A 22,853-nucleotide genomic window follows, 5' to 3' on the forward strand; every position below is an offset into this window, starting at 1 on the left:
AAGAGAATACAATTTTACAGAATATATACTTCCCACCGATCAGGTACAATTAACCCGACCGGTGGGGATTTTTTTGCCCTCTTGACAGAAATATGAGCCATCTTTTATAATAAATTAGACTGAACTAACACAGCCGCAAATATAAAACAGGTTCAGAAAAAAACAATGACAAAAATAACATATGAATCCACAGAAGAGCTGGGCCACAGCATACCCTTATCCAAAAGAGAAATCGAGGAAGACATGCTGGAGGAGCTTTGCTCTCTTGCAAAAAAGGACGCCCTGATCGGAATCTCCGAGATTTGCGGGCGGATGAAGATGAGCAGACGGGAGGTTCTGGCCTGTCTGAAACAGTTGACAGCCCAGGGCTACGTAAAAATCGAAGAAAAAAACATCTGCGTCTGCCTCACAGAGCTGGGACGGATCCGGGGCGAGGAATGCCGCCACCGCCATGAAAACTTCACCCAGCTTCTGGAATATGTAGGAGTAGAAAGCCGCATTGCAGAAGAAGATGCCTGCCGCATGGAGCACGTGGTAAGCGATGAGACCGTGCAGCAGATCTGCAATTTCGTAAATTACGGAAGCACCTTTGAGCATGCTCTTCGGAACACAGACCTCAGATACCGCTATGAGCCGAGGGAATACTCCTTTCTCATGGGAATCTACTACATGGAAAAAACCTGTCCAAGAAGACTGGCCGGTGAATTTAAGAATTATAAAGAACAGATCCGCCTTCATGTAAAAAAAGAGGACAGCTATTTTGAACTGTTCTGCACAGCACCGGAGGAAAAAAACTGTTCTTTGGTATGTGGACCCAGAAACCGGCTGAGTAAAAGCCGAAGAAGAAAACGGAAATCCCCGGATCCCAACCGGCGTTTTTGAATACTTTATCCGGCATCAGGACCCCGTAGTGGAAGGAACCGCGCTGGTAGCCTTCTTCTGGACGAGCCAACCTCCAATCTGGATTCCCTGAACGAAGGCATCATCCTGAAATCCCTGAAGGAAGATAAAGCCAACCGTACCGTCGTGCTGGTGTCACACAGAACTTCTACGATGAAAGTAGCGGATGTGGTGTATGAGATGGAGAATGGGAGAGTGTCGTGATATAGATGCTCTTGTGAGAGTAAAATATATTGCGATTTTCGATACACATTTGTTATAATAGCTCCAGGAAACTATTGTGTTAAGTCCAATCTGAAAAGGAGTGCATATGACTTTATATCATGGAAGTAAAGATATAGTAGAGTATCCGGAAATCAGAAAAGCTCGATTTAACAAAGATTTCTACTTTGGCTTCTATTGTACGAACATCGAAAAACAGGCAGAACGGTGGGCGACAAGGTATGGAGAAAAGGGATACATTAACAGGTACGAGTATATAGAAAATACAGAATTAAAAATTCTTAGATTTGAGAAAATGACAGAAGAATGGCTGGACTTTATTATTTCCTGTCGAAGTGGACAAGCACATCAGTATGATATTGTGGAAGGACCGATGGCAGATGATACGATCTACAATTACCTGCAAAACTATCTGGATGGTAAGATCTCAAGATCTGCTTTCTGGGAACTGGTAAAATTTAAGTACCCCACACATCAGATCAGTTTTCATACAGTTTCGGCATTGGATACTTTGGAATTTGCAGGAAGTGAGGTCGTATATGGCGAAAAAAAATAATAACAATTTATTTTTTACCTGTAGCCTGATTGAGTATATAGGACGAAACAGAAAACAACATCGGCGGGAAATCACAGATTATCTTGGCAGAGAAAACATAAAGAGAATATACGATTATGCGGATGTATTTCACTGTGAGCCAATACAAAAAGTTGCAGCAGAGTTTATGGAGCAATGCAATATTCCAGAAGGAAAATTTGACAATGTATCCATGTGCAGATATACGGTTCCGGATTACTGGGATATTGGAGAAGTATATGAGCGATTAATAGAAGACATATATGATGATGCGGAAATTGAAAAAGGAATATGGGATATTTATCATTCCTGGATTGATGCACATATTTCGGACTATAATACAGATTTTTATTATCAGCCGAGAGATTATATAGCAGCATGCTATAAAGCGGGAGAAATCCTGTAAAAGATAAACAGAAATTCAAATCGCAATTAATACTTGCATTTAACAGACATTGGTGTTACAATGAACGAAACTAAGAACTTGTTGGCATAGGAGTGGGCGAGAGCCCGCTCCTATTTGCTGAGAAGGAATTTGTTCAGAAATAGGCAGAAATAGGAAAGGCAGGTGGGAAGCATGAGCAGACGGGAAGAATATGAACAGAAGACAGAGGCGATCCTTACACCAATCGTGGAGTCCAGGGGCTTTGAGCTGGTAGACGTGGAGTATGTCAAGGAAGCCGGAACCTGGTATCTCAGAGGCTATATCGACAAGCCGGGCGGAATCACAGTCAATGACTGCGAGGACGTAAGCCGTGCATTCAGCGATATACTGGATGAGCAGGATTTCATCGAGGACAGCTACATTATGGAGATCAGTTCTCCAGGACTTGACCGGCCTCTTAAAAAAGAAAAAGACTTTAAGAGAAGCCTTGGCAAGCTGGTGGAGATCCGTACCTACCGGCCCATTGAGAAACAGAAAGAATTCTGCGGTATTTTAAATGCATATGATAGTAACAGTGTGACAATTGATGAAGACGGCACAGAACGTACCTTTGATAAAAAAGATATTGCCCTGATTCGTCTCGCAATCGAATTCTAAAAGAGAATCGAATCTGTAAAATTCAGGAGGAAAAAAGAAAAATGAGCAGAGATTTAAGAGATGCGCTGGACGTTCTCGAAAAAGAGAAAAACATCAGTAAGGATACACTGCTGGAGGCAATTGAGCAGTCACTGATCCAGGCATGTAAGAACCATTTCGGAAAGGCAGATAACGTTCACGTTATGATCGATCCGGAGACCTGTGACTTCAGTGTTTACGCTGACAGAACTGTTGTAGAGCATGTGGAGGATCCGGCGCTGGAGATTTCTCTGGTGGATGCACAGAAAACAAACACGAACGCAGAGATCGGTGATGTTATGAAGGTTGAGATCCAGTCCAAGGAATTCGGACGTATCGCAACCCAGAATGCAAAGAATGTCATTCTTCAGAAAATCCGTGAGGAAGAGCGTAAAGTTCTTTACGATCAGTACTATGGAATCGAAAAAGAAGTGGTAACCGGTATTGTTCAGAGAGTAATGGGCAAAAATGTCAGCATCAACCTTGGTAAGGCAGACGCAGTACTTACAGAGAACGAACAGGTAAAGGGTGAGACCTTCCAGCCAACTGAGAGAGTAAAAGTTTACATTCTTGAAGTTAAGGATACACCGAAGGGGCCGCGTATCCTGGTTTCCAGAACACATCCCGGTCTTGTAAAGAGACTTTTCGAGTCCGAGGTTGCAGAGGTAAGAGACGGTACCGTTGAGATCAAGAGCATTGCCCGTGAGGCAGGCTCCCGTACCAAGATCGCTGTATGGAGCAACGATCCGGATGTAGATGCTGTGGGAGCATGCGTTGGTATGAACGGTGCACGTGTAGGTGCAGTTGTTAACGAGCTTCACGGTGAGAAGATCGATATCATCAACTGGGATGAGAACCCGGCGATCCTTATCGAGAATGCATTAAGCCCTGCAAAGGTTATCGCAGTTATGGCTGACCCGGATGAGAAGACCGCACTGGTCGTAGTTCCGGATTACCAGCTTTCCCTTGCTATCGGTAAGGAAGGACAGAACGCACGTCTTGCTGCAAGACTTACAGGCTTCAAGATCGACATCAAGAGCGAGACACAGGCAAGAGAGTCCGGTGACTTCTACGATGATTACGATGAGGAACACGAGGAAGCAGAGGAAGAAATGACAGAAGAGGCTGTTTCCGAAGAGATTGAAGAAGCAGAGGAAGATACAGAAGCTGAAGAAACAGCAGATGGAGATGCCGAAGAATAATGAAAACGAGAACCAAGATTCCCATGCGTCAGTGTACCGGCTGCAGGGAAATGAAAAGCAAAAAGGAAATGATACGAGTTCTCAGGACATCAGAGAATGAGATCATCCTGGACGCTACAGGTAAGAAAAACGGACGCGGCGCATACCTTTGTTTCTCAGAGGAATGCCTGGAAAAGGCTATCAAAAACCATGGCCTGGAGCGTTCCTTGAAAATGGCAGTTCCGGATGAAGTGTATCAGAACCTCAAAAAGGAGTTTGGATCAATTGAAAAACAATAAGGTTTTATCACTCATCGGACTTGCGACAAAAGCAGGAAAAACAGTGAGCGGAGAATTTTCCACAGAGAAATCCGTAAAAACAGGAAAAGGTTTCCTGGCACTGGTGGCAGATGATGCCTCCGAAAACACAAAAAAGAAATTTCGGAATATGTGTACCTATTATGAAGTTCCGTTATATTTCCTTTCAGACAAAGAGAGCCTGGGCAGAGCAATGGGCAAAGAATTCCGTGCCAGCCTTGCCGTGCAGGACGAAAATTTTGCAAAGGCGATCATGAAGGCGCTGGAAAAAGAATCCGGCAGATAACCTGCATGATACAGGCGTCTGTAAGGAGGTTTGACGATAGAAATGATAAAAGATAAATTCAACAGATCGGGAAAGGAGCAATATAGACAATTGGATACTCCAAAAACAGAAGAAAAGACAACAACGGTGAATACAGAGGGTAACAAATCTGAAGCACCGAAAAAGAAAAAAAATATCATTCGTGTATTTCATGCACAGAATGCCAGCGATGGCGGTAAAGGAAGAAGAAAACCGGCAGCAGGCGAGAGAAAGGGACCGGCACGTCCACAGAACGGCGGTCAGAGAAGCGCAGGAGCAAACACAAGAAACGGTGAGTCTGGTGAGCAGAGAAACGGTCAGAGTGGCCAGAATCGTACTCAGGGCGGAAGACCGCAGGGCAACCGTCCGGAAGGAAGAAGAGACGGAAATCGTGACGGAAGAACCTTCGAGGGAAGAAGAGACGGCGGAAATCGTTTTGGCGGAAACCGTTCCCAGAATGGTGAGGGACGTCCGGCAAGACAGGGCGAGGGAAACAGAGGCCCACGTCAGAATGACGGAAGAGGCGGAAGCCGTTTCGGCGGTGGAGCAAACCGTGGCCAGGGAGGTCAGGGTGGAAGCTTTGAAGGAAGAAGAGACGGAGGAAATCGTTTCGGCGGTGGAGCAAACCGTGGCCAGGGAGGCCAGGGCGGACGTTCCGAAGGCGGAAGAGGCGGAGACAACCGTTTCAGCGGAGCAAACCGTGGTGGCCAGGGCGGCGGACAGCGTCCGGGACAGAGAAGAAACGGTGGCTCTTCAGATGCTGTATTCACTCCGGAGCTGACCAAGACATCCAAGGACAGCAAGCGTGAGCGTGACAGAGAGAATAAGAACAAGAAGAAAGAATTCGAGAAAGGTACGCAGGGCGGACGCAGACCAAATCAGGGCGGACGCAGACCGAATTCCAGAATCCCGAAAGCACTTCAGAAACCGAATCCACAGCCGAAGCAGGAAGAGAAGAAACCGGAGATCAAGGAGATCACCATTCCGGAGAAGCTTACTATCCGTGAACTTGCGGACGCGATGAAGATGCAGCCGTCAGTGATCGTTAAGAAGCTTTTCATGGAAGGTGTCATGGTAACCGTAAACCAGGAGATCGACTTTGAAAAGGCAGAGGAGATCGCACTTGGCTTTGATATCATTGCTGAGAAGGAAGAAAAGGTGGATGTGATCGCAGAGCTCCTCAAAGAGGACGAAGAGGATGAGGATGATATGGTTCCGAGACCTCCGGTAGTCTGTGTTATGGGTCACGTTGACCATGGTAAAACATCTCTTCTGGATGCCATCCGTAATACAAACGTAACCAGAGGCGAGGCCGGCGGAATCACACAGCACATCGGTGCTTACGTGGTAAATATCAAAGGTCAGAAGATCACATTCCTGGATACACCGGGACATGAGGCGTTCACAGCTATGCGTATGCGTGGTGCCAACGCTACAGATATCGCAGTTCTGGTCGTTGCCGCAGACGATGGTGTAATGCCGCAGACAGTAGAGGCAATCAGCCATGCAAAGGCAGCCGGTGTTGAGATCATCGTTGCCATCAATAAGATCGATAAACCAAGTGCAAATGTAGAACGTGTAAAACAGGAGCTTTCCGAGTATGAACTGATTCCTGAGGACTGGGGCGGAAGCACCATCTTTGTTCCGGTATCCGCACATACAGGAGAAGGAATTGAGAATCTTCTTGAGATGATCCTTCTTACTGCTGAGGTTTCCGAGCTCAAAGCCAATCCGAACCGTGAGGCAAGAGGTCTTGTTATTGAGGCTCAGCTTGATAAAGGTAAAGGACCGGTTGCTACCATCCTTGTTCAGAAGGGTACTCTTCATGTGGGAGACTTTATTGCCGCAGGTGCATGCAATGGTAAGGTACGTGCAATGATGGATGATAAGGGACGTCGTGTAAAAGAGGCAGGTCCGTCTACTCCGGTTGAGATCCTCGGACTTGGTGATGTTCCTAATGCAGGTGAGATCCTGATGTCCTTTGAGAGCGATAAAGAAGCCAAGAACTTTGCAGGCGCATTCGTTACAGAGAACAAGAGCCGTCTTCTCGAGGAGACCAAAGGCAAGCTTTCTCTGGATAACCTGTTTGACCAGATCCAGGCCAGCGATCTTAAGGAGCTTCCGATCATCGTCAAGGCCGATGTACAGGGATCTGTTGAGGCTGTAAAACAGAGTCTTACCAAGCTTTCCAACGAGGAAGTTATCGTTAAGGTGATCCATGGTGGTGTAGGTGCCATCAATGAGTCTGATGTCAGCCTTGCTGCAACATCCAATGCGATCATCATCGGCTTTAACGTACGTCCGGATACTACAGCAAAACAGCTTGCTGAGCAGGAGGGCGTTGACCTTCGACTTTATAAAGTTATTTATCAGGCGATCGAGGATGTAGAGGCAGCCATGAAGGGTATGCTGGATCCTGTATTCGAGGAGAAGGTTATCGGTCACGCAGAGGTTCGTCAGCTGTTCAAGGCATCCGGTGTCGGAACCATCGCAGGAAGCTATGTGCTGGATGGTACATTCCAGCGTAACTGTAAGGTTCGTATCACACGAGGTGAGGACCAGATCTTCGAGGGTGAGCTTGCATCTCTGAAGAGATTTAAGGATGATGTCAAGGAAGTTCGTGCCGGATATGAGTGCGGTCTTGTATTTAATGACTTTAATGATGTCAAAGAAGAAGATAAAGTCGAAGCATATATCATGGTAGAGGTACCAAGATAGGAGTGATTCGTAATGAGAAAAAACAGCATTAAAAATACACGTGTGAATGGTGCAGTTCAAAAAGAACTCAGCACCATCATACACAGCGAGATCAAGGACCCCAGAATTCATCCGATGACTTCTGTGACAGCTGTTGAGGTGGCACCAGATCTTAAGACCTGCAAAGCTTACATCAGTGTGCTGGGCGAGAAACAGGCCAAGGATTCCACCCTCCGGGGCTTAAAGAATGCAGAGGGCTATGTTCGGAGAGAATTGGCCAGAAGACTGAATCTCCGCAATACACCGGAGATCCGTTTTGTTCTGGATGAGTCTATTGAATATGGTGTAAATATGTCAAAGAAGATCAATGACGTAATGAGTGGGATGGAAACAGAGGAATAGGTGGAAAAAATGAAAAACATTTCAGAAATACTGGAAAATGTAAAAACCGTTGGCATTGGCGGTCACATCCGTCCGGATGGGGACTGCATTGGTTCCTGTATGGCTCTGTATCTCTATATCCGGAAATATTTTCCTGATATAAAAGCAGATGTTTATCTGGAAGACCGGAAACCTGTATTTGATTACATTGACAGAATGGATGAGGTTAAGACAGAAGCAGAAGAAGATAAGGTGTATGATCTTTTTATCACCTGTGATGTCAGCGCACTGGACAGGCTTGCTGTTGCCCGGAAATATTTCGATGCAGCAAAAAAAACAGCCTGCATTGATCATCATGTGAGCAATAACGGATTTGCGGATGTCAATCATGTAAGAGGCGAGATCAGCTCTGCCAGCGAAGTTCTTTACGGACTTCTGGATTCAGACAAGATCGATCGTTCCATTGCGGTTCCTATTTATACCGGAATGGCACATGATACCGGCGTGTTCCAGTATTCTTCCACAACACCGGAAACCATGAGGATCGCCGGAGAACTGATGAAAACAGGATTTGATTTCAGCAGGATCATCGATGAGTCCTTTTACCAGAAAACATATCTTCAGAATCAGGTCATGGGACGTGTCCTGGCAGAGAGTATTCTCCTTCAGGGCGGTAAGTGTGTGGTCGGATATCTGAAAAAACGGGAGATGGATTTCTACAGTGTGGAAGGAAAGGATCTGGAGGGAATCGTGAGCCAGCTCCGTCTGACTGCTGGTGTGGAGGTTGCGATCTTTATCTATGAGATGCAGACGCAACTCTTTAAAGTATCTCTCCGTTCCAATGGTAAGGTGGATGTAAGCAAGATTGCCGTATTTTTCGGAGGCGGCGGACATGTGCGTGCAGCCGGCTGTGATATGCAGGGCTCCATGTACGATGTGATCAACAACCTTACCGCTGAAATTGAAAAACAGCTTGCAGAGGAGTAAAGATAAGATCATGGACGGAATACTTGTGATCCGAAAGGAAAAAGGTTATACCTCTCATGATGTTGTTGCAAAGCTGCGTGGGATTCTCCACATGAAAAAGATCGGCCATACCGGGACTCTGGATCCGGCAGCAGAGGGAGTACTTCCTGTTGCACTGGGCAAGGGGACCCGGCTGGTGGAGCTTCTTACAGAAAAAGAAAAAACATATGAGGCGGTTTTAAGGCTGGGAGTTTCCACAGATACCCAGGACATGACCGGAGCTGTTCTTTCTGAGAAACCTGTGACCGTCACGGAAGAGGAAGTCCGTGAGGCAGTGGGATCCTTTGTGGGAGAACAGCTGCAGATCCCTCCTATGTATTCGGCTCTGAAGGTAAACGGAAAGAAGCTTTACGAACTGGCCAGAGAAGGAAAAACCATAGAGCGTAAGCCGCGCCCTGTGGTTTTTTATGAGATAAGGATACTGGATATGGAGCTTCCGCTGGTACGCATAAGCGTTACCTGTAGCAAGGGCACCTATATCCGTACACTTTGCAATGACATCGGAGAAAAATTAGGCTGCGGCGGAGCCATGGAAGAGCTGCTTCGGACTAGGTCCGGAAATTTCACTCTGGAAGAGAGCATGACACTTTCCCAGGTGGAGGAGGCGTTTGCCGATGGGACCATCGGAGAAAAGCTTGTTTCCATCGAGGATGTACTTTCCATGTATCCGGTCCTTACCTGTACACCGGAGGGAGACAGACTTCTCAATAACGGAAACCCGCTTCCGGAAGAACTGGTACAGGGAGGCAGCAGGGAAGAAAAAGTCCGGATGTATAAAAGCAACGGAAATTTCACAGGAATATACGGCTGGGATGAAAGAAAACAGAAATACGTACCCATCCGCATGTTTTTTGTATGACACTTTATAAAAACTTGCAGGAGCAGCAGAAGATATGGAATACTTGAAGATCGACGGAGAATTTCCGCGCCTTTCAAAGAGTGCGGTGACACTTGGAAAATTTGACGGCATACACCGTGGACACCAGAAACTGGTGGAGAAGATCCTGGAACAGAAAGAAAAAGGTCTGCAGACAGTCCTTTTTTCTCTTGGCATCGGCAGTCAGATGATCTTTACAAAAGAGGAACGATGTCAGCTTCTTGAGAAAGCAGGCGTGGATGTGCTGATCGAATGTCCGCTGGATAACCGGATCCGTCATATGAAGGCAGAAACCTTTGTTAAAGAGATCCTGGTGGGAGATCTTCAGGCGGAGCATGTTGCAGTGGGAGAAGATTTCAGGTTCGGGTATGAACGCAAGGGAACACCACAGCTTCTGGAGACTATGGGAAGGAAGCTTGGCTTTACTGTGGATGTTGTTCCGAAAGAAATGGAAGGCCGCAGAAAGATCAGCAGTACATTTATCCGTGAGGAACTGAAAAAGGGAAATATGGAAAAGGTTAATGATCTGCTGGGAATCCCCTTTTTTGTGGACGGTGTGATCGAACATGGAAGAGGAATGGGACATAAGGTCCTTCTTCCCACTACCAATATCGTTCCTGCAAAAGAAAAGCTGATGCCGCCAAATGGCGTTTATGATACAGTGTCCCATTTTAAGGACAGAACCCTTTGCGGGATCACAAACGTAGGATATAAACCAACCATCGGAGAGAAATTCCTGGGTGTTGAGACCTATCTTTTTGACTGCGAGGAGGATCTGTACGGAGAGCCCTGCAGAGTGGAATTCTTTCATTATTCCAGACCGGAGAAGCGCTTTTCGTCCATAGAAGCACTAAAGCAGCAGCTCCTGAAGGATGCAGAAAAGGGAAAGGCTTATTTCCGCAGTCTCGAAAAATAAAAACTTTCGGGAAAAACTTTTCGAAAAAAACAGTTTACAGGTCAGAAACCGTGTGCTATACTGTTCGAGGTGAAAAAAGCCAGTATTCAGAAGCCGGAGACTCCGACCACTTCTTAATACCCGGCGTTTGATTAAAATTTCAAGGAGGAAACAACAATGATTTCTAAAGAGAAGAAAACAGCGATCATGAAAGAGTATGCAAGAACAGAGGGTGACACAGGTTCACCGGAGGTTCAGGTTGCAGTTCTTACAGCAAGAATCCAGGAGCTCACAGAGCACCTTAAAACACACCACAAAGATCATCATTCCAGAAGAGGTCTTCTGAAAATGGTAGGTCAGAGACGTGGCCTTCTTGCTTATCTTAAGAAAACAGACATCGAAAGATACCGTGCACTGATTGAGAAATTAGGTTTAAGAAAATAATTGCTACGGGAGGGGCGGATGATTCCATCCGCCCCATTTTAACATGTGTGATAAACACAGACGGAATTACCGCAGGAGTGATTTCCGAGACTACTGAAAAGCCCATTTCCGGTCGAGATCTTTTTCAAAGGAAGTGGTCTTTTCAGTTGTTTCGGGCTCCTGTCAGATATTAATATAATAAGAAAAGGAGAACGAATATGTACAAAAGTTATTCCATGGAACTTGCAGGAAGAACACTGACTGTAGATATCGGACGTGTAGCAAAACAGGCCAATGGTGCTGCTCTTATGCACTATGGTGATACTACAGTCCTTGCTACTGCTACCGCATCCAAAGAGCCAAGAGAAGGAATCGATTTCTTCCCGTTAAGTGTTGAGTATGAGGAGAAGATGTATGCAGTAGGAAAGATCCCGGGAGGCTTCAACAAGAGAGAGGGTAAGGCAAGCGAGCATGCAATCCTTACATCCCGTGTTATCGACCGTCCGATGCGTCCGCTGTTTCCAAAGGATTACAGAAATGACGTAACTCTGGTAGATATGGTTATGTCTGTTGATCCGGAATGCAATCCGGAGATCCCGGCTATGCTTGGTTCTTCCATTGCAACCTGTATTTCTGATATCCCATTTGACGGTCCATGCGCAACCACACAGGTTGGTATGATCGACGGCGAGTTTATCATCAATCCGACACTTGCACAGAAGGCAGTTTCTGATCTTCAGCTTACGGTTGCTTCTACAAGAGAGAAGGTTATCATGATCGAGGCCGGAGCTAATGAGATCCCGGAAGATAAGATGATCGAGGCTATCTACAAGGCTCATGAAGTGAACCAGGAGATCATCAAATTCATCGATCAGATCGTAGCAGAGTGCGGAAAAGAGAAACATTCCTACGAGTCCTGTGCAGTACCTCAGGAGCTTTTTGATGAGATCAAGAAGATCGTTCCTCCGGAAGAGATGGAGGTTGCCGTATTCTCTGATGACAAGCAGACACGTGAGAATAACATCAGCGAGATCACTGATAAGCTGAAAGAAGCTTTTGCAGACAATGAGGAATGGCTTGCCGTTCTCGGTGAGGCTGTATATCAGTACCAGAAGAAGACTGTCCGCAAGATGATCCTCAAAGATCATAAACGTCCGGATGGACGTGAGATCAGACAGATCCGTCCGCTGGCTGCAGAGACAGATATCATCCCGAGAGTTCATGGTTCTGCCATGTTCACAAGAGGACAGACTCAGATCTGTACCGTTACTACACTTGCTCCTCTTACAGAGGCACAGCGTCTTGACGGACTGGATGAGTTTGAGACATCCAAGAGATATATGCACCACTACAACTTCCCGTCCTACTCTGTAGGTGAGACCAAGCCTTCCAGAGGACCGGGACGTCGTGAGATCGGTCACGGAGCACTTGCTGAGAGAGCACTGGTACCGGTACTTCCTACAGAGGAAGAATTCCCATATGCAATCCGTACCGTATCTGAGACATTTGAGTCCAACGGCTCCACATCCCAGGCAAGTATCTGTGCATCTACTATGTCACTGATGGCTGCCGGTGTACCGATCAGAAAACCGGTTGCAGGTATTTCCTGCGGACTTGTTACAGGTGAAACAGACGATGATTACATCGTTCTTACAGATATCCAGGGCCTTGAGGACTTCTTCGGAGATATGGACTTCAAGGTAGCCGGAACACATGACGGAATCACAGCAATTCAGATGGATATCAAGATCCATGGTCTTACAAGACCGATCGTTGAGGAAGCGATCCGCAGAACAAAAGAGGCAAGAGAATATATCCTGACAGAGGTTATGGAGAAATGTATCGACAAGCCTCGTACAAGCGTTGGTGAGTTTGCTCCGAAGATCATCCAGATCCAGATCGACCCGCAGAAGATCGGTGATGTAGTCGGACAGAGAGGAAAGACTATCAACACGATCATCGAGCGTACAGGTGTGAAGATCGACATCACAGACGACGGCGCAGTTTCTATTTGCGGAACAGACCAGAAGGGTATGGATGAAGCAAAACGTATGATCGAGATCATCACTACCGAGTTTGAGGCAGGACAGATCTTTACAGGACGCGTAGTCAGCATCAAAGAGTTTGGCGCATTCCTTGAGTTTGCACCGGGCAAGGAGGGAATGGTACACATTTCCAAGATCTCCAAACAGAGGATCAACCGTGTTGAGGATGTTCTTACACTTGGCGACAAAGTTAAGGTTATCTGCCTTGGCAAGGACAAGATGGGAAGAATCAGCTTCAGCATGAAGGATGTACCGGAAGAAGCATAAATGATGAGATACCACAATATTACCAAGGACGATATGTTAAACGGAGACGGACTTCGTGTAGTGCTCTGGGTAGCCGGCTGTTCACACGGCTGCCGGGAGTGCCAGAATCCCATTACCTGGGATCCGAATGGAGGTCTGCCCTTTACGGACAGCGAGCGAGCTGAGATATTTGCAGAGCTGGACAAGGATTATATCAGCGGGATCACCTTCTCGGGAGGCGATCCTTTGCATCCTTCCAATATCGCTGAGGTAACAGCTCTTGCAAGAGAGATCAGAGAGAAGTATCCGGATAAGACGATCTGGCTGTATACGGGTTCTCTCTGGGAAGAAATCCAGCAGTACGAGATCATCCATTATCTGGATGTATGCGTGGACGGGGAATTTCAGGTGGACAAGAAAGAGGTTCGTCTGAAATGGAAAGGCTCCTCAAATCAGAGGGTGATCGATGTACAGGCGTCACTTCGTGAGAACCGTGTGGTTCTGTACACGGAGTGATCAGAGGTTTTTTTGAAATTACCTATTGGGAGTGGAACGAAAAATGAAAAGAATTGCGAAATTTCACAAGGTAAGTTTTGAACAGTTTGCAAAGGACTGGAAGGATACCTTTGAACAGTATTCAGAAGAGGAGATCCGGAATATCTACGACAGTCTGAAGCTTCCGAAGAGAGCTACGACCGGAAGTGCAGGATATGATTTTTATGCACCTGTGGATGCGACCATGAAGCCAGGTGAGATCGTAAAGATACCAACCGGTATCCGTGTAGAGATGGAAGAGGGCTGGGTTCTGAAATGTTATCCGAGAAGCGGACTGGGATTTAAATTCCGGCTGCAGTTGAATAACACAGTGGGAATCATTGACAGCGATTATTTCTTTTCCGACAACGAAGGTCATATCTTTGCCAAGCTGACTAACGATACAAGAGAAGATAAAACGATCCAGATCCCGGCAGGAACCGGTTTTATGCAGGGGATCTTTGTGGAATACGGAATCACCGTGGATGACGATGCAGATGCAGTAAGAAACGGCGGCTTCGGAAGTACCACAAAATAAAACAAAAGCCCGGAAGGCGGAGGTGTGAAGACCACATACATCCGATTTTCCGGGCTTGTTTTGTGTAGTTACTGCTTTCTGATAAATGCACGGTTTAGCTGAGAGGTGCGTCTGCCTCCTCGTCTGCACGTGCTTTTTCCACGACTGCGTTAAAGGCATTTGCGGCAGCGTCGTACTCTTCATCATCTTCAATGTTTGCCAGCATCGGATCGCCGTCTGCTGTGCGAGAGAAGCTGTAGAGATAAACCTCACCGGTCTCATTCTGGCCGTTCTCATCCAGTGGGAGAAGTGCGATATATTCTTTGTTCTCTACAGGGAAAATAGTAAGGATGGCACATTCTACCTCAGTATCATCATCCATAGTCAGGGTGATGGTATGATGTGCTTCATCTACCTTGCTTTCACAGTTAGCTGTGCAGGAAGCGCAGTCACTTGGTGCACATCCGCTTTTGTTAAATTCATCACTCATAAAAAAATCCTCCGTTCTGCTGCTGCCTGTAAATAAGAGGGCAGCTCTGCATGATATAGAGAACATTTTAACAGATATGACGTAGAACAGCAACAAAATATTTGAGAGCCTGAGAAAACTTTCAAAATATTTTTTGCTTAATCCGACAATGTGAGATATAATAAAAATATGACGAAAAAATGAGGAGAAAATATAAAAATATGAAATTTATTTCCTGGAATGTAAATGGGATCCGGGCCTGTATCACCAAGGGCTTTGAGGAACGCTTTCATGAGCTGGATGCGGATATTTTCTGTCTGCAGGAGACGAAATGCCAGCAGGGACAGGTGAAACTGGAACTTCCCGGATATCATCAGTACTGGAACTACGCAAACCGCAGAGGCTATTCAGGTACAGCCATTTTTACAAAGAGGGAGCCATTGTCTGCAGTTTACGGGATTGGGATAGAGGAGCATGATAAGGAAGGACGTGTCATCACACTGGAATTCGAAGAGTATTATTTTGTGACTGTATATACTCCCAACTCCCAGAGCGAGCTCCGCCGTCTGGAATATCGTATGAAATGGGAAGAGGATTTCCTGGCTTATCTCCTGAAACTGCAGGAGAAGAAACCGGTGATCTGCTGTGGCGACCTTAATGTGGCACATCAGGAGATCGATCTCAAGAATCCGAAGACCAACCGCAAAAATGCAGGCTTTACGGATGAAGAGAGAGCCTGCTTTACCAGAGCCCTTGAGAGTGGCTTTATTGATACATTCCGCTATTTTTATCCGGATAAAGAGGGCGTTTACTCCTGGTGGTCCTACCGTTTCCGTGCACGAGAGAAGAACGCCGGCTGGCGTATCGACTATTTCCTTGTTTCCCCTTCCCTGAAAGAAAAGCTTCAGGATGCGAAGATCCACGGAGAGATCATGGGATCTGATCATTGCCCGGTTGAGCTGGATATTGATCTGTGACGGATCCGGCGAAACGGATTTCCATGGATTTGAATAATAAAAAGAGAAAAGGAGGAGTTGCCTTGGCAAGCCGCAGATTAGGTCGAGTGGAGAAAGGTCAGCCGCTGATACTTGGAGCCAACAAAATGGAGGGCGGTTATAATTTTGCAGTGGAGGCATCGGAGGATTCTGAAGTATCCCTGCTTTTATATAAAAAAAGAGGAGCTGCCGCACCGGTGGAGATCGTTTTTCCAAAGGATTTCCATACAGGACGTGTGTGGGCACTGAAGCTGTGCAGTGCTTCTCTGAGGGATTTTGAATATAATTATAAAATAGACGGAGAGATCGTGCAGGATCCGTATGCATACGGCCTTCACGGGAGAGAGCATTTCGGAGTACCTTACGATCCGGAAAAGGAGGTCCGCTGTCGCTTCCTTAATGAGAATGTTTCCGGCTGGGAAAATGAAACTGCACCGGCAGTCGAATATGAAAATATGATCCTGTACAAGCTTCATGTCCGTGGTTATACGAAGCTTGCCAGAAAGATGGTTTCCCATAAGGGGACTTTTCTTGGCCTGACAGAGATGATCCCTTACTGGAAAGAACTTGGGATCAATGCCATTGAACTGATGCCTGCCTATGAATTCTGTGAGGTTCCGATCAGTAAACCGAAGGAAGGCAGTGAACACATCAAGACCCGTCGAAAGGAAAATGTAGTGAATTACTGGGGCTATGCATCCGGCTTTTATTTCAGCCCGAAGAGTGCTTACTGCAGCACCAGAGAACCGGAGCAGGAATTTCGGTATCTGATCCGGGAACTGCACAAGAACGGCATTGCCTGTATCATGGAATTCTATTTTCCGGAGGAAACAGACAGCCTGATGGCTCTTCGAGCTTTGCAGTTCTGGAGAGATTTTTACCATGTAGATGGATTTCATGTGCTGGGAGAGGGCTTTAACCGGGAGATGCTTCTTCGGGATGGAATCCTTTCCGGAGCAAAACTGATCTTCCAGGGCTTTGATTTTGATCATTTTTACAGAGGAAAGCTCCCGGCCAGACGTTGCGGAGCGGAGAGCAATATGAATTTTCTCCAAGATATGCGCCGTTTCCTGAAAAGCGATGAAGGTATGGTGGAGGCTGCAGCATGGCATATTCGTCATAACAGCGAGAATCATGGAGTGATCAATTACATGGTCTGCCAGGACGGATTTACCATGAATGACCTGGTGAGCTACAATTATAAACATAACGAGGCCAATGGCGAAGGCAATCAGGACGGAAGCAGCTATAATTATTCCTGGAACTGCGGCGTGGAAGGCCCTACCCGTAAGGTTTCCGTCCGTCAGATGAGGGAACGCCAGATCAAAAATGCCTTTCTGATGATGCTGCTGAGTCAGGGTGTTCCCATGATCTATCACGGCGATGAATTCGGCAATTCCCAGAGCGGAAACAATAATGCCTACTGTCAGGATAATGCTACCGGCTGGACAGACTGGAAGGACCTTTCCAGAAACCAGGGACTGAGGGAATTTGTAAAGGATGCCATTGCTTTTCGTAAGGCCCATCCTGTTCTTCATATGCCGGTGGAACTGAAAGGGGTAGATTATCTGACCAAGGGGTTCCCGGATGTGTCTCTTCACGGGGAACGTGCCTGGTATCTGAGCTATGAGAATACCAGCAGGCTTCTTGGTATGATGTACTATGGAGCCTATGCAAGGGAAAAAGAGGATCTGGAGGCTGCAGAGGATGATTTTATTTACATCGGCTATAATTTCCACTGGGAAAACCGGAGCCTTGCTCTGCCCAATCTCCCGGAAGGCATGTGCTGGAAAAAAATCGCAGATACCTCTCTTCACGGAACAGGATTCTGTCTGGAGGAGGAAGAAGAATATAAAAAATCAATCGAAATAGGCCCCCGCGCCATTGTGGTATTGCTGGGCAGACAGGAGGCGGAGAAAGATGCGATCATGGCACCCGTGGCTGCACTTCAGGACCATCACGAGGCATAAGCTTCTGGTGATGAAATATTGTTTTCGTATCGGGTTATATAAGCAGGGGTTGCTTCATGACCTGTCCAAATATTCCCCGACGGAGTTTCTGGTAGGCTGTAAATATTATCAGGGGACAAGAAGCCCCAACAACGCGGAACGTGAGGCAACCGGCGTATCCATGTCCTGGCTGCACCATAAGGGAAGAAACCGGCACCATTTTGAACATTGGGTAGACTATTCCCTTGACGGTGAGCATGTGATCATGGGAGCCAGAATGCCCAGAAAATATGTGGCGGAAATGGTCATGGACCGGATCAGTGCATCCAGAAACTATCTGGGAGAGGAATATACCTATCATGAACCATTGCAGTATTTTCTGAAAAGCAAGGAGAAGCTGTGGTTTATCCACCCACAGACAAAGAAAGAGCTGGAGGGACTTCTCCGGATCCTGGATAAATACGGAGAGGATAAGACCCTGTGGTATATCCGCAATGTATATCTATGTGATAACCGCGGAAAAAAAGTGAAAAGCCCTGGGAAAAAGCTTCGAAATCACAGATAGGGGTGTATTTTTGGCAGGTTGTCTGATATAATATTCAGATATCAGGAGGAAGAATGAATGGATACACCAACAATTGCGAAATACTATAGAGAGAAAGATCCCATGGAGCGTCTGAAGCTTCTGGAGCAGTCCATTGCAGCAGGAGAAGAACCAGAAGAAAACAGGATCCGCAAGGAACTCTGGGAGATCCGTTACAGCGATAAAGCTGAGACTGGTGATACCAGGGCAGACGGTTATCTCGGTCTCTGGATGACCATGGAGTTTAACCGGAATTCCGCTTCCAGATTCTTTGGTACAAGAAGTGCGAAGAAAGAGATAGGCAAGTATCTTAAGAAGCTGAAATTTCAGGAGCTCCAGGAAAAGGGCGGCCTTTATGAGGAGCTTCTTTACCGGGAATGCTGTCATCTGGTTCTGGTCTACATGGATCTCTGTCAGACAGATAAATCCTATAACACAACGATTTTCGGCCTGATCCACATCAAGGAGGACAGTGCGAAGGCCAAGGTCCAGAGAGACATCAGGGAAACAGCTGTGGAGCTTCCGGCTAATCTTGGAATGGAAGCTGAGCTTGGAATCATCACAAGAGCTGCCAGAGAGATCTACAGGCAGTATTATCCCAACGAAGGAAACATTTAGGAGGCCGGAGAGCTTCCGTTTCAGGCTGTCTGACTACTCAGGCAGCCTTTTGTTGCCATGCATCCGATAAAATATTCTGAGATTTTTTGAACGAAGATCCATGTCGGGTGTGAAGAGAAACATTCAGGAGGTTACTATTTTATGAATCCCAATCATCTGAACGCATATGAAGTCCTGAAGGAAGAGGAGCTTCAGGATATTCATTCAAAAGGATGGCTTCTGAGACACAAAAAAACAGGAGCCAGAGTGATGCTCATCGAGAATAGTGATGAGAATAAGGTTTTTAACATTGCATTCCGTACACCGCCGAAAAACAGCACAGGTGTTGCTCATATATTGGAACACAGCGTACTGTGCGGCTCCAGGGAATTTCCGCTTAAGGATCCTTTTGTGGAGCTGGTAAAAGGTTCTCTTAATACCTTCCTTAATGCCATGACCTATCCGGATAAGACTTGCTACCCGGTAGCAAGCTGTAATGACCGGGATTTCCAGAATCTGATGCATGTATATCTGGATGCGGTATTCTATCCGAATATTTACAAAAAAGAAGAGATCTTCCGTCAGGAAGGCTGGAACTACCATCTGGAGAAAAAAGAAGGCCCGCTGAAATACAACGGTGTCGTTTACAATGAAATGAAGGGTGCTTTTTCCTCACCGGATGATGTTCTGGAGAGAGAGATCATGAATTCGCTGTTCCCGGATACAACCTATGGCTGTGAGTCCGGCGGAGATCCTGTAAATATTCCGGATCTCAGCTATGAGGAATTTCTGGATTTCCACAGACGGTACTATCATCCGTCCAACAGCTTTATCTATCTCTACGGAAACATGGATATGGAGGAGAAGCTGGAATTTCTTGACAGCCATTATCTGTCTGCCTTTGATTCTCTTGTCATTGATTCCGAGATCCGGGATCAGGAAGCCTTTGCTCAGGTAAAGGACATTCAGAAGCCTTATCCGGTATCAGAGGATGAGGGAGAAGAGGATAACACCTATCTTTCCTACAATATGGTTGTGGGTGAAGCGGCAGATATCAACTTAAGTCTTGCTTTCGAGGTTTTGGATTATGCTCTCTTAAGCGCACCGGGTGCACCGCTGAAGCAGGCACTTCTGGATGCAAAGATCGGCAAAGATATCTATGGTTCTTTTGAGGATGGCATCAAACAGACCTATTTCTCCATCGTGGCAAAGGGAGCCAACTTAAGCCAGAAAGAGGAATTTGTCAAAGTGATCCGTGACACCCTCACAAAGATCGCAGAGGAAGGCATCGACAAAAAGGCGGTAACAGCCGGAATCAATTACTATGAATTCCGTTTCCGCGAAGCAGATTTTTCTTCCTATCCGAAGGGGCTGATGTATGGCCTGGATATTTTAAGCAGCTGGCTTTATGATGATACGAAGCCGTTCTGTGAGGTGCAGCTTCTGGAGGGCTTTGAGTTCCTTAAGAAAGCCCTGGAAGAGGGATATTTTGAGGAGCTGATCCGAAAATATCTTCTGGGCAACACTCATGGTGCAATCCTTTCCTTGGTACCGGAGAAGGGCCTTGCAGCAAAGAGGGATAAGGAACTGGAAGAAAAGCTGGAGAATTACAGAAAGAGCCTTTCTGATGAAGAGCTTACCCGGATGGTAGAGCACACCAAAGCGCTGGAGGCTTATCAGGAAGCGGAGGAAGCTCCGGAAGCGCTGACCTGCATCCCCATGCTCTCCAGAGAAGACATCAAAAAAGAGATCACAGGGCTGACAAACGAGGAGCACCATGTGGAGGACAGCTTGTTTCTGTATCATGATGTGTGCACCAATGGTATCGGTTATGCGGATCTTCTTTTTGAGATCCATGACTTTGATGTTGATACAGTCCATTATCTGGGACTTCTGAAATCTGTGCTTGGTGCAGTGGATACGGAGAATTACACTTATGGCGAGCTGTTTAATGAAGTGAATGCGAGAACCGGCGGTATTGCCTATGGGATAGAGGTTTTTGATGATGCCCAGGATACCGATGCATTCCGTGCCATGTTTGCCGTAAGAGGAAAAGCGTTATATCCGGAGATGGATTTCATGTTTTCCATGATCCGGGAGGTTCTTACAACTTCGAAGCTGGATGACACCAAACGTCTCTACGAGATCATTGCCAGAGTGAGATCCAGAGCCCAGGCCAGCCTTGCAAGTGCAGGCCATTCCACCGCCGTTCTCCGTGGTGCTTCCTACGCATCTCCGATGGCGGCATTCCAGGATGAGATGGCAGGAATCGGATATTATCAGTTTATCGAAAAACTGGAGAAGGATTTTGACAGCTGCAAGGATGAGATCGTGAAAAATCTCCGTAAGGTGATGGAAGAGGTCCTTCGTCCGGAGAATTTCTGTGTAAGCTATACTGGAGAGAGAGAATCTCTGGATGTAGTAAAAGCACAGGCTGCCGGGATCAAAAAAGTCTTGTTTAACGGACAGAAGCCGGAGTCTGTGAAGCAGGCCCCCTGCATAAAGAAAAACGAAGCCTTCAAGACTTCCGGCCAGGTCCAGTATGTGGCACAGAACGGAAACTTCCGCAAAAAAGGCCTGGAGTATACCGGTGCACTGGAGATCCTGAAAGTGATCTTAAGCTACGATTATCTCTGGATCAACCTTCGTGTAAAGGGTGGAGCGTATGGCTGCATGAGCGGCTTTAAGAGAAACGGAGAGAGCTTCCTGGTATCCTACCGTGATCCCCATCTAAAGAGAACCCTGGAAGTATACCAGGGAGTGCCGGATTATATCCGTGCCTTTGAGGCAGACGAGCGTGAGATGACAAAATATATCATCGGAACGATCAGCAACAAGGATGTGCCGAGAACTCCGCAGATGCAGGGAAGTATCTCAAAAACCGCATATTTCTCCAATGTTACAGAGGATATGCTCCAGAAGGAAAGAAATCAGATCCTCGGAGCGCAGAAGGAGGATATCCAGAAACTGGCAGCTCTTGTAGAAGCAGTACTTTCCGATGATCAGATCTGCGTAGTAGGAAGTGAGACTGCAATAGAGAAGGCGGAAGATGTATTCATGGAAGTGAAGCCACTGATCGGCTGAGGAGAAACAAAGCCTGCTGTCCGTTAAATGGGATAGCAGGCTGTGAAAGGATTATGAGAGGATAAAGAATGGATAACAATTTTAGATCAGGCTTTGTTGCGATCATCGGAAGACCGAATGTTGGAAAATCCACGCTGATGAACCATCTTATCGGACAGAAGATCGCCATCACATCAAACAAGCCACAGACAACCAGAAACAAGATACAGACCGTGTATACCTGTGATGAGGGACAGATCGTATTTTTGGACACACCGGGTATCCACAAGGCAAAAAACAAGCTTGGAGAATACATGGTACAGGTTGCGGAGAGAACCCTGAAGGAAGTAGATGCCATTATGTGGCTGGTGGAGCCATCCACATTCGTAGGTGCGGGAGAGCGCCACATTGCCGAGCAGCTGCAGAAGGTTGGAGTTCCTGTGATTCTCATCATCAACAAGATCGATACGGTAAAAAAAGAAGAGCTTCTTCCTGCGATCGATACCTACCGTAAGATCTGTGATTTTGCAGAGATCATTCCTTGCTCTGCCCTCCGCGGAAAAAACACACAGGATATCATTCCAAGTATTTTCAAATATCTTCCGTACGGACCGATGTTCTATGATGAAGATACTGTTACCGACCAGCCTCAGCGCCAGATCGCCGCAGAGATTATCCGTGAGAAGGCTCTGCATGCACTGGATGAGGAGATCCCTCACGGAATCGCCGTTGCCATCGACCGGATGAAGAGACGTCCGGGAAGAAGCAACATCATAGATATTGATGCGACCATCATCTGCGAGCGTAATTCCCACAAAGGCATCATCATCGGAAAACAGGGTGCCATGCTGAAAAAGATCGGAAGCAATGCCCGCTATGAGCTGGAGCGTATGCTGGAAGCAAAGGTAAACCTAAAGCTCTGGGTCAAGGTGACTAAGAACTGGAGAGACAGTGATTTCCTGATCAAGAACTTTGGATATGATAAGAAAGAAATCTGA

Annotated in this window: 23 protein-coding genes and 1 pseudogene; 23 read left to right on the forward strand and 1 reads right to left on the reverse strand. The window is 46.6% G+C overall.

The window, feature by feature from the left end; translation table 11 throughout:
• The first annotated feature begins 165 nt into the window (after positions 1 to 165).
• From NQ489_RS06305 to NQ489_RS06385, 17 genes and pseudogenes are all read left to right on the forward strand, one after another.
• Positions 166 to 882 carry a metal-dependent transcriptional regulator gene (locus NQ489_RS06305; protein ID WP_021650316.1) on the forward strand — a complete coding sequence of 239 codons (717 nt, stop codon included), beginning with the start codon at positions 166 to 168 and terminating at the stop codon, positions 880 to 882.
• Positions 883 to 933: 51 nt separating this feature from the next.
• Positions 934 to 1,104, forward strand: a pseudogene (locus NQ489_RS17810) (ABC transporter ATP-binding protein); the annotation flags it as partial.
• Between the two features lie 106 nt (positions 1,105 to 1,210).
• Positions 1,211 to 1,678 carry a DUF3990 domain-containing protein gene (locus NQ489_RS06315; RefSeq protein WP_021650314.1) on the forward strand — a complete coding sequence of 156 codons (468 nt, stop codon included), beginning with the start codon at positions 1,211 to 1,213 and terminating at the stop codon, positions 1,676 to 1,678.
• Entirely contained in the window at positions 1,662 to 2,102 is a 441-nt protein-coding gene (locus NQ489_RS06320) for a hypothetical protein (protein WP_021650313.1), read from the forward strand. The genes NQ489_RS06315 and NQ489_RS06320 overlap by 17 nt, the downstream gene beginning before the upstream one ends.
• Before the next feature lie 171 nt (positions 2,103 to 2,273).
• Positions 2,274 to 2,738: a ribosome maturation factor RimP gene (rimP, locus tag NQ489_RS06325; RefSeq protein WP_021650312.1), complete on the forward strand. Its 465-nt coding sequence runs from the start codon at positions 2,274 to 2,276 to the stop codon at positions 2,736 to 2,738.
• Between the two features lie 41 nt (positions 2,739 to 2,779).
• Positions 2,780 to 3,958 (forward strand): transcription termination factor NusA, encoded by a 1,179-nt coding sequence (gene nusA, locus NQ489_RS06330; RefSeq protein WP_021650311.1) that lies wholly within the window; start codon positions 2,780 to 2,782, stop codon positions 3,956 to 3,958.
• Entirely contained in the window at positions 3,958 to 4,236 is a 279-nt protein-coding gene (gene rnpM / locus NQ489_RS06335; protein WP_015525795.1) for an RNase P modulator RnpM, read from the forward strand. The genes nusA and rnpM overlap by 1 nt, the downstream gene beginning before the upstream one ends.
• Positions 4,223 to 4,540 (forward strand): L7Ae/L30e/S12e/Gadd45 family ribosomal protein, encoded by a 318-nt coding sequence (locus tag NQ489_RS06340; RefSeq protein ID WP_021650310.1) that lies wholly within the window; start codon positions 4,223 to 4,225, stop codon positions 4,538 to 4,540. The genes rnpM and NQ489_RS06340 overlap by 14 nt, the downstream gene beginning before the upstream one ends.
• 42 nt (positions 4,541 to 4,582) lie before the next feature.
• On the forward strand, positions 4,583 to 7,276 hold the full coding sequence (gene infB, locus NQ489_RS06345) for a translation initiation factor IF-2 (protein WP_173745921.1): 2,694 nt from the start codon (positions 4,583 to 4,585) through the stop codon (positions 7,274 to 7,276).
• A gap of 12 nt (positions 7,277 to 7,288) precedes the next feature.
• Complete coding sequence (rbfA, locus tag NQ489_RS06350) at positions 7,289 to 7,657, forward strand: 30S ribosome-binding factor RbfA (protein ID WP_015525797.1); 369 nt, start codon at positions 7,289 to 7,291, stop codon at positions 7,655 to 7,657.
• Between the two features lie 9 nt (positions 7,658 to 7,666).
• A complete protein-coding gene (locus NQ489_RS06355; protein WP_044961226.1) occupies positions 7,667 to 8,623 on the forward strand; it encodes a DHH family phosphoesterase in 957 nt (318 codons plus the stop codon).
• Positions 8,624 to 8,630: 7 nt separating this feature from the next.
• Positions 8,631 to 9,521, forward strand: a complete 891-nt coding sequence (gene truB, locus NQ489_RS06360) for a tRNA pseudouridine(55) synthase TruB (protein ID WP_044961224.1) — start codon at positions 8,631 to 8,633, stop codon at positions 9,519 to 9,521.
• 34 nt (positions 9,522 to 9,555) lie between these two features.
• Positions 9,556 to 10,455, forward strand: a complete 900-nt coding sequence (locus NQ489_RS06365; RefSeq protein ID WP_015525800.1) for a bifunctional riboflavin kinase/FAD synthetase — start codon at positions 9,556 to 9,558, stop codon at positions 10,453 to 10,455.
• 156 nt (positions 10,456 to 10,611) lie between these two features.
• Entirely contained in the window at positions 10,612 to 10,878 is a 267-nt protein-coding gene (gene rpsO, locus NQ489_RS06370) for a 30S ribosomal protein S15 (RefSeq protein ID WP_015525801.1), read from the forward strand.
• A 197-nt stretch (positions 10,879 to 11,075) separates the two neighbouring features.
• Positions 11,076 to 13,169 carry a polyribonucleotide nucleotidyltransferase gene (locus NQ489_RS06375; protein WP_044961197.1) on the forward strand — a complete coding sequence of 698 codons (2,094 nt, stop codon included), beginning with the start codon at positions 11,076 to 11,078 and terminating at the stop codon, positions 13,167 to 13,169.
• A gap of 3 nt (positions 13,170 to 13,172) precedes the next feature.
• A complete protein-coding gene (nrdG, locus tag NQ489_RS06380; protein WP_044961222.1) occupies positions 13,173 to 13,664 on the forward strand; it encodes an anaerobic ribonucleoside-triphosphate reductase activating protein in 492 nt (163 codons plus the stop codon).
• 43 nt (positions 13,665 to 13,707) lie between these two features.
• Positions 13,708 to 14,220 carry a dUTP diphosphatase gene (locus NQ489_RS06385; RefSeq protein WP_021651018.1) on the forward strand — a complete coding sequence of 171 codons (513 nt, stop codon included), beginning with the start codon at positions 13,708 to 13,710 and terminating at the stop codon, positions 14,218 to 14,220.
• Positions 14,221 to 14,314: 94 nt separating this feature from the next.
• Here NQ489_RS06385 and NQ489_RS06390 read toward each other — a convergent pair whose 3' ends face one another.
• Entirely contained in the window at positions 14,315 to 14,689 is a 375-nt protein-coding gene (locus NQ489_RS06390) for a DUF1292 domain-containing protein (protein ID WP_015525805.1), read from the reverse strand.
• A gap of 200 nt (positions 14,690 to 14,889) precedes the next feature.
• Between NQ489_RS06390 and NQ489_RS06395 the strand changes: the two genes are divergently transcribed.
• The 6 genes from NQ489_RS06395 (at position 14,890) to era (ending at position 22,853) form a co-directional block, all read left to right on the forward strand.
• Positions 14,890 to 15,645 (forward strand): exodeoxyribonuclease III, encoded by a 756-nt coding sequence (locus tag NQ489_RS06395; protein WP_021977111.1) that lies wholly within the window; start codon positions 14,890 to 14,892, stop codon positions 15,643 to 15,645.
• A gap of 62 nt (positions 15,646 to 15,707) precedes the next feature.
• Positions 15,708 to 17,633, forward strand: a complete 1,926-nt coding sequence (locus NQ489_RS06400) for a type II secretion pathway, pullulanase PulA and related glycosidase (protein ID WP_044961220.1) — start codon at positions 15,708 to 15,710, stop codon at positions 17,631 to 17,633.
• The gene (locus tag NQ489_RS06405) at positions 17,584 to 18,177 is read left to right on the forward strand and encodes a DUF5662 family protein (RefSeq protein WP_021977109.1); all 594 of its coding nucleotides are present in this window, start codon (positions 17,584 to 17,586) and stop codon (positions 18,175 to 18,177) included. The genes NQ489_RS06400 and NQ489_RS06405 overlap by 50 nt, the downstream gene beginning before the upstream one ends.
• A 57-nt stretch (positions 18,178 to 18,234) precedes the next feature.
• Positions 18,235 to 18,813 carry a DUF6553 family protein gene (locus tag NQ489_RS06410; protein ID WP_021651013.1) on the forward strand — a complete coding sequence of 193 codons (579 nt, stop codon included), beginning with the start codon at positions 18,235 to 18,237 and terminating at the stop codon, positions 18,811 to 18,813.
• Positions 18,814 to 18,954: 141 nt separating this feature from the next.
• Positions 18,955 to 21,876, forward strand: coding sequence for an insulinase family protein (locus NQ489_RS06415; RefSeq protein WP_021651012.1), 2,922 nt, complete (start codon positions 18,955 to 18,957; stop codon positions 21,874 to 21,876).
• 68 nt (positions 21,877 to 21,944) lie between these two features.
• Entirely contained in the window at positions 21,945 to 22,853 is a 909-nt protein-coding gene (gene era, locus NQ489_RS06420; protein ID WP_021651011.1) for a GTPase Era, read from the forward strand.

This window comes from Blautia sp. KLE_1732_HM_1032 (assembly GCF_025147905.1).
GTDB lineage: Bacteria > Bacillota > Clostridia > Lachnospirales > Lachnospiraceae > Blautia_A > Blautia_A fusiformis.